The following is a 6772-nucleotide window of genomic DNA, read 5'->3' as shown; positions in this document are numbered from 1 at the left end:
TTGTTTAAGATGAGATGTAACTCATTGAAATGTGTCATCATATTCGTCGTCAGAAAACAAGTATTATGCCATTATTTCAATGAGTTATCTTTTTTTGTCGTGTACAAAGAATTGGAATATAAAATCTGAAGGGGAAAAAGAGATTTTTATTATAAATCAGAAAAGTAATGACTTAATAAAAACCAAAACAGATCAACTAGATCATGATAATAACATGAGTTCATTACGATTTTATACACCACAAGCAATGGATTTTACGGCCCTGATTTTTAATTCGGATATTCCACGATTAAAGCAGGATGTTCCTGATAGTGAGAATGTTGATGAACTATTAGAAGAGGCACTTCAAGAAGAAAGTGATGAGGTGTATACGGAAGAGGATTCTGATGAATGAGTAATTTAGTTACCCTTACAGCCAAATTCTATGATCAATCTGGACGTCGCGTCATTAATTTGAATGTGCAGTCTAGGTACAAAGGCGCATCCAAGGCTAATACTCAAAAGACTGATCCCAGAGGGTTATTTGTTTTTCAAGCTTCGCCCAATAGAACAGTGGAGATACTCGCAAAACCGCCTAATCAAAAAGACTATACTGTATTTAGAACTATAAATTCTTCGGTATCTTCATCAGAAGCAAATCCTATAAAAGTCCAACTACCTAAAAGTATTGATGAATATCGACAGATCAAACAGCCTACATCTACGAAAGGAATTGTGAGTACCTTTTTTAAGGTAGTGGATAGTAATGGGAAAGTGATGAAGAATTTTCCTGTTCAATCAAGACCAAAAGGTAAAGGCAATTCACCAGATAAACTTACTGATGATCAAGGGGTTGTAGAGGTGAAGTCTTCACCTAATCGAGATATCGAAGTTTTAGTACTGACATCCAATGATCAATTTGTCTTAAAAAGTTCAATAAACTCTGGAAGTGGAAACACACAACCAATTCCCATTAAATTAGATGAACCTTATGCAAAATTTATAAGTCGATCTGAGATTAAAATCTTAGATCGAGATGGAAGTGACTACATAATCGAAAAAACCAAGGTGGAAATGTTAACTGTAGAGAGCGGCAAGAAGCAGCTTTATAGTATTTCTAATGGAAAGTTAGCTCTACAAAGTATGGTCGGGCAAAAATTAGAGTTTACTGTGTACAAGCCAGATGGTAAGCCTCTGAAATCTCAGCCTTATATTGCGACAAGAATAAAAAACAACCCTGTTGAGTTACATCTAGATGTGGATATAACAAAAGGTAGTACAGCGACAAATGAGCCAGAAATTAATAAATCAGTTAATGTTGATATATTAATTACGATGGAACAAATGCAAAAAATGTGGCCTGGTGTTACTTTAGCTAAGATGCAACCAATTATGGATGAGTTAAATGCAAATCTAGAGGCATATCAATTAAATACTAGATTAAGACAGTCTCATTTTTTTGCTCAAGTTTTTGGTGAAATTGGAGCAAAGTTCAGCCTTAGAGAAGATATTTCTAATTATACGGCAAACAATTTAATAGCACTTTCATCATATTATAAAGCACGACCTGAGGAAGCTAAAATAGATGCCAAGGTTTCTCCTCGGGAGCAGAAGGTAAAATCTATTACTAATAAGTGGTATATGGATAAAAATAGACCTAAGCATTTAGCTTTAGGTAATATTAAAGATGGAGACGGCTATAAATTTCTTGGTAGAGGATTAAAGCAGACCACAGGTCGGTATAACTACTCAGTTCTGACGACAATGTATCCTAAAATTTGGTCTGATGATGGCAAGATAGATTTTACGGAGACACCAGAATTATTAGAGCAGCCTAAATATGCTTCAAGGTCGGCAATAGTTTTTTGGCTAGATAAAAGTTTGTATACTGTGGCAGATAGTGGGGCAACGGATACAGTAGTTGACAAAATCACTAAAGTAATTAATCAATATGCCCCAAATAAAAAAGAAAGGAAAGCGTATTTTAAGAAAGCCAGAAACATTTTTATTTGAAAACAATTTTTGAGGTGAATTAAATTGAGTAGATTTTACATAGTTTTTTTTTTACTATTCACTATACAAGCAACATATGCTGAAATAGCAAGTGAGAATTTTTGTAAGGTAGATCAAACATATAAATTAAGTATCTTTAGTAAGAGTGATGCTAAATTTATATCAAAAAATTGTGAGTTATCTCCTGAAAATCAGTATATTGAAAGTTTTTTAATTATAAAAAATGAAAAAAATTATATTAATAAAATTGAAGGGCGAGTTGGGAATGGTGGGGGAGTTGAATTAATTGCAGTTAGTTTATATAAAAAAAATAGTAAGCCACCAGTTTTAATAACTTTGTATTCAGAAACATATTGTTGTTATCCGCAGCCGAGTGGAAAGCTGTATACCGTTGATCTATATGAAATTAAAAAAGAAAGCAACCATGTGGTTTTAAACTCAATAACGAATATTTTAGGGAGGGATAATTCAGGGCTAGAAGGTGTTTCAGATGACTATATGCACTTTAAATTTAAAGATATTGCTTCTATTAAGAAATGGCTTGATAAGAATCATAAATAAATTTTGGGACTGTATTAGATAAGGTGCACTAGATCAAACCTTATCTGAGACACGATAAAATTACAGAGTATAGTAAAACAAAATTAAATTGGTTCAACCTTATTGATCATCCAGAAATTAATCAGCATGACGTCGTAGATCAAGAGTTCTTGATTATTTCTAAAACGTTCTACAACCAAAATAATTTACCAAAAGATTTACAGCAACAGGTACGCCAATTATTAAAACAAAGTCGTTGGCATGCACTGGAAGATGAAGAGGCTGAGCGGCAGGCAAATGAACTTACATTGATTCGCCGTCAAATCAAAATTACACCAGAATATGATCCTCTACAGCATCGCCCCATCGCCTATCCACAACGCGCTAAAGTTATTGGACCAGAAGGGGAAACTATCTATGTAGATGAGTGGGGGCGGATTAAGGTTCGTTTTCTGTTTACCCGAAGTGATGATCATGGACATGATGGCGGTGCGGGCAGTAATGACAATGATACCGATTCAGCATGGGTCGATGTGTTAACACCTTGGGCCGGAGAGGGTTATGGAGCTCGCTTCTTACCTCGTATCGGTGAAGTTGTCGTTATTGATTTTTCTGATGGCAATATTGATCGTCCCTTTATGACAGGACGAATTCATGAAGCGCAACGTTCTCCAACCAAATTTGATACCAAAGGGCAGCTTCCAGGATAATCTAAATCCATTAGAAATGAGTAAGCTTATATATTTTTGTCATCATGAATCTCCTGGAAGTGCATATTTGATAATGAGAAACAGTATTGATAAAGATACTGCTAAGACTAACTTTGAAGCTAATGTAAGTAAAAAAGTTCAAGCTAAATATTTAAAGCAAGGTAATAATAACTATATTCAAGCATATAAAATTTGGATGTATGAAAATCTGATTGATACAAAAGTTCATACCTTAGAATTTATGTTGAATACAAATGGATTACATGAATCTAATATGGTGGATATAGAAAAGAAAGTTTTAAACTCTAAACAAGAACCAAAACAAGAACCAAAACAAGAACCAAAACAAGAACCAAAACAAGAACCAAAGATTGGTGGTGCAAATGTTTGGTTTGATCCATTAAAAGTAAACAGAATGAGATCAGCTGGAAAATATGCCGCGGTCGCGAAATCTTGTACTTTCGGTATGGTTCGAAATGGTGGAAAAAGAGCACATCAAGGTATTGATTTGGAAGCAAAAGTTGGAGAGGAGATAAGGGCTGTTGCTTCAGGAACTTTATATGCCATTAATAGAGATTTTAATTCTAAGGGAGATAGTAGTTTTGGGGCAACTATTACATTGCAAGTAAAAGTAGATGATTTACCCGAGAAACAAAAACTTTACATACGAAAGCATTATCCAAATATAATATTTGTTTGGTTTTTTTATGCCCATTTGAGCCAAATTAATAGCTTTGAGAGCGATGAAGCATGGATTGAGGCTGGAACTCCATTAGGAAAAACTGGATGTAGTGGAAACGCACATATAATGCCCACAGTTGAATTAGGCAGCCATTTACATTTTGAAGTTTGGTATTTGAAAGACCATGGTAAAGGTAATAAATCATTACCAACAAAGGATCAAGATGGTAGAGGATTAGTTGGTCGTTTTGATCCATACCCTTTGCTTAACAACCCATTACCTCCAACTAAAGAAAAGCGATGAGATTAAATATGAATTCAAGTAAAATATTTTTAACATTAGCCCTATTACTACCAAACCTTTCTCAGGCAAAAAATATTATTTTATATGATGATTCAAATAGTATTATTTCTCAAGAGTATAAAAGTATTAATGAACTTGGCCAATCTGTAAAAATAGATAAAGATTACGAAATTCAAACTAAAGAAATCTCTTTGAATTCTAGTGATAAAGATACTCATTCTTATAGTATTCTTCTGAAGGAAGGAAGAAAAATATATACTTTGGATAAAAATAAAATATCTGGTTTGAATGCGTATATTATTTCACCATATTTTTCAGATAATAATTTTATTGGTTTTTCTCAATACACGGAAAATGTATTAAGAGGCGATTTTTATATTATAAAGAAATTTTATATTTTTAATAAAAAAACAAAAGAAATTGCTATTATAAGACTAAATAATACAAGTGTTTCTAACAATAAAAATGGCAAGTATGATTATGATTTTTTAGATCAAAATTATATAAAAAAAATTACTATGGATGATTGTTTAAATATGTATACTATAAATTCTATATATGAGCAAAACAATCCTGCTGTTTGGGGTGTGTTATCTAAAGAATTTAAACCTGGGTACAAAATTAATAATGGTTTTAAATTTAAGTTGACAAAAGATAATAAAATTAAATGTGAAGATTTAAAAGGTTCAACTCTAGAATGTAGTGACGGTTTTATGCAGATTCATGAAATAAAGTTAACGTACTAATATCTTATTCTGGTTTTTAGATTATGCTATTTTAATGAAGACTTGCTTAATCAATATGAAGTCAAAACTATGTGTAAGCTATCTCTGAAAAGAAAGAGGGTAGTAAGAATATTATTTAAAATGATGATAGAGGTGGAATGTATCCTTGTTTTTTAAAGAAAGATATTGATTGATTTTTTTAGACTTGTTGGTTTTTTGAGGTAAATAATGAATAACAAAATAATTTCCCTGTCATGCTTGGTCTTTAGCAGTACTTTAATTGCATGTAGTGATAAAAATCAGAACAAATCACAAGTTGGTTTAAGTAGCGAACAGAATGTAATACGCATAGAGGATAGAGAAAAACCTCTATTAGCTATAAGTGAGTCAAAGGTAACTAATAAAGAATTTGAGAGTAATGATAGTCCGAAAATCTCATGTTCTGATAAGAATATTACAGAATGGTATGGTTTTGATGAAACTACAGATGAACCAAAATGTAAAACTGTACAGAGCTTTAAGCTTACATCTTATAAATGTGACATCTCTAAAAATGCCTTTGGTACTGATGAAGATGCAGTATTATTAGAAAATGGAAGCCAACGATTTTTTATTTATTCTGATCAAAAAGTTTGTAATGAAGTGTTGGAAATACACAACTCTAAGGCACTATAAGGTTGAAATGTCTTTGTTGCACAAATATTTCAAAACCATACGATTTAAAATAAATTAATTAAAATCAATAGCTTGTTTGTTTGTGGGGCAAAGTCTAAAAAACTATTAAAGTTCCTCTGTATCAATATGAGTTTGATGCTTTAGTGTCGTTAGCATTCAATATCGGTAATATTGCTAGTAAAGCCCCAAATCTATGTAAGTTAATTAATCAAAGTAATTATAAAGATGGGCCTAAAGAAATGTTAGATATAAATAAAATTACCGTAAATTGAAAAAAATTCCAGATCTCGGTTTAACTAAAAGACGTAATAGTGAATATCAATTGTTTGTTAAAGGAACGTACGATGCAAGGCATTAATTCTAACTTTCTTAGTGTGCTATTAGTCTTTGGTTTGAGTGCTTGCTCAAATGCTGCAGAGTATAAGCCACAACGATTAGATGAGAAAACAGTATATAAAAATAGTGAGTATGAACTGAATAGTACATATTTTGATATAAAAAGCTATATTGGTGATAATAAAAACGAAGTTAAGTATCTTGTTGATACTCAACGCTCTTGGTTGAAAAATAGAAATTTAAAATGTGATTTTAATGGAAAAGAAGCAAATTATGAAAACTATAAATGTCTAAGTGATTTTAATAATTCAAAAATTAAAGATTTAAGAAAGTCATATTTAGATTTTGATAGCTTGGAACGGAGCTTAATAAAACCATTTAAGTATCAGGATAGTATTATAAAAGAGTTTGAAGTAGGTGGTTGTTATTGTGATGAAAGTATAATTAAGATTTTGAAAAACAAGATATATATATATCAGGCTTGTGATCAAAAATTAAATGAACTACGTATATATAATATTGTTGGTAAGAAAAAAGACGAATTTTCTGTAGAGTATCAAATTGATACTAATAATAATAAAGTACCAGAATTTAATTTAGTTTTTGTCACTAATGGAAAAAATGTTTGGAATATTGTTCCTAAGGTTTTTAGAAAAGAAGATTTATTGAATTTAAATTTTAAAATTGGCTATACAACTGATGAAAATTTGAAAAACAATAAAATTGATTGCAGCGATTATGAGGAGTAATGCTCTAAATTTAGATTTTTTTTACCTAAGATACAGTGAATTTTATGATTAGAATTACAG

General features: G+C 31.3%; 7 protein-coding genes and 2 pseudogenes. All 9 read left to right on the top strand.

Annotation, left to right across the window (positions count from 1 at the left end):
- Positions 1 to 109 precede the first annotated feature (109 nt).
- Positions 110 to 394, top strand: a pseudogene (locus ACSC97_RS11435) (DUF2345 domain-containing protein); the annotation flags it as partial.
- Complete coding sequence (locus ACSC97_RS11430; RefSeq protein WP_436661017.1) at positions 391 to 1992, top strand: glycoside hydrolase family 19 protein; 1602 nt, start codon at positions 391 to 393, stop codon at positions 1990 to 1992. The pseudogene ACSC97_RS11435 and the gene ACSC97_RS11430, both read left to right, overlap by 4 nt.
- 24 nt (positions 1993 to 2016) lie before the next feature.
- Positions 2017 to 2553 (top strand): hypothetical protein, encoded by a 537-nt coding sequence (locus ACSC97_RS11425; protein WP_436661015.1) that lies wholly within the window; start codon positions 2017 to 2019, stop codon positions 2551 to 2553.
- Positions 2554 to 2642: 89 nt separating this feature from the next.
- A pseudogene (locus ACSC97_RS11420) lies at positions 2643 to 3236 on the top strand (phage baseplate assembly protein V); the annotation flags it as partial.
- Positions 3187 to 4227, top strand: a complete 1041-nt coding sequence (locus tag ACSC97_RS11415) for a M23 family metallopeptidase (RefSeq protein ID WP_436661013.1) — start codon at positions 3187 to 3189, stop codon at positions 4225 to 4227. The pseudogene ACSC97_RS11420 and the gene ACSC97_RS11415, both read left to right, overlap by 50 nt.
- Before the next feature lie 8 nt (positions 4228 to 4235).
- The gene (locus ACSC97_RS11410) at positions 4236 to 4973 is read left to right on the top strand and encodes an RND transporter (RefSeq protein WP_436661011.1); all 738 of its coding nucleotides are present in this window, start codon (positions 4236 to 4238) and stop codon (positions 4971 to 4973) included.
- A 207-nt stretch (positions 4974 to 5180) separates the two neighbouring features.
- Positions 5181 to 5627 (top strand): hypothetical protein, encoded by a 447-nt coding sequence (locus tag ACSC97_RS11405; RefSeq protein WP_436661009.1) that lies wholly within the window; start codon positions 5181 to 5183, stop codon positions 5625 to 5627.
- A gap of 143 nt (positions 5628 to 5770) precedes the next feature.
- Positions 5771 to 5899 carry a hypothetical protein gene (locus ACSC97_RS11400; RefSeq protein WP_436661007.1) on the top strand — a complete coding sequence of 43 codons (129 nt, stop codon included), beginning with the start codon at positions 5771 to 5773 and terminating at the stop codon, positions 5897 to 5899.
- 72 nt (positions 5900 to 5971) lie between these two features.
- Entirely contained in the window at positions 5972 to 6712 is a 741-nt protein-coding gene (locus ACSC97_RS11395; protein WP_436661005.1) for a lysozyme inhibitor LprI family protein, read from the top strand.
- Positions 6713 to 6772 lie beyond the last annotated feature (60 nt).

It is taken from the genome of Acinetobacter sp. P1(2025) (genome assembly GCF_051390655.1).
Classification (GTDB): domain Bacteria; phylum Pseudomonadota; class Gammaproteobacteria; order Pseudomonadales; family Moraxellaceae; genus Acinetobacter; species Acinetobacter junii.
This window is presented reverse-complemented; position numbering and strand designations above follow the sequence as displayed.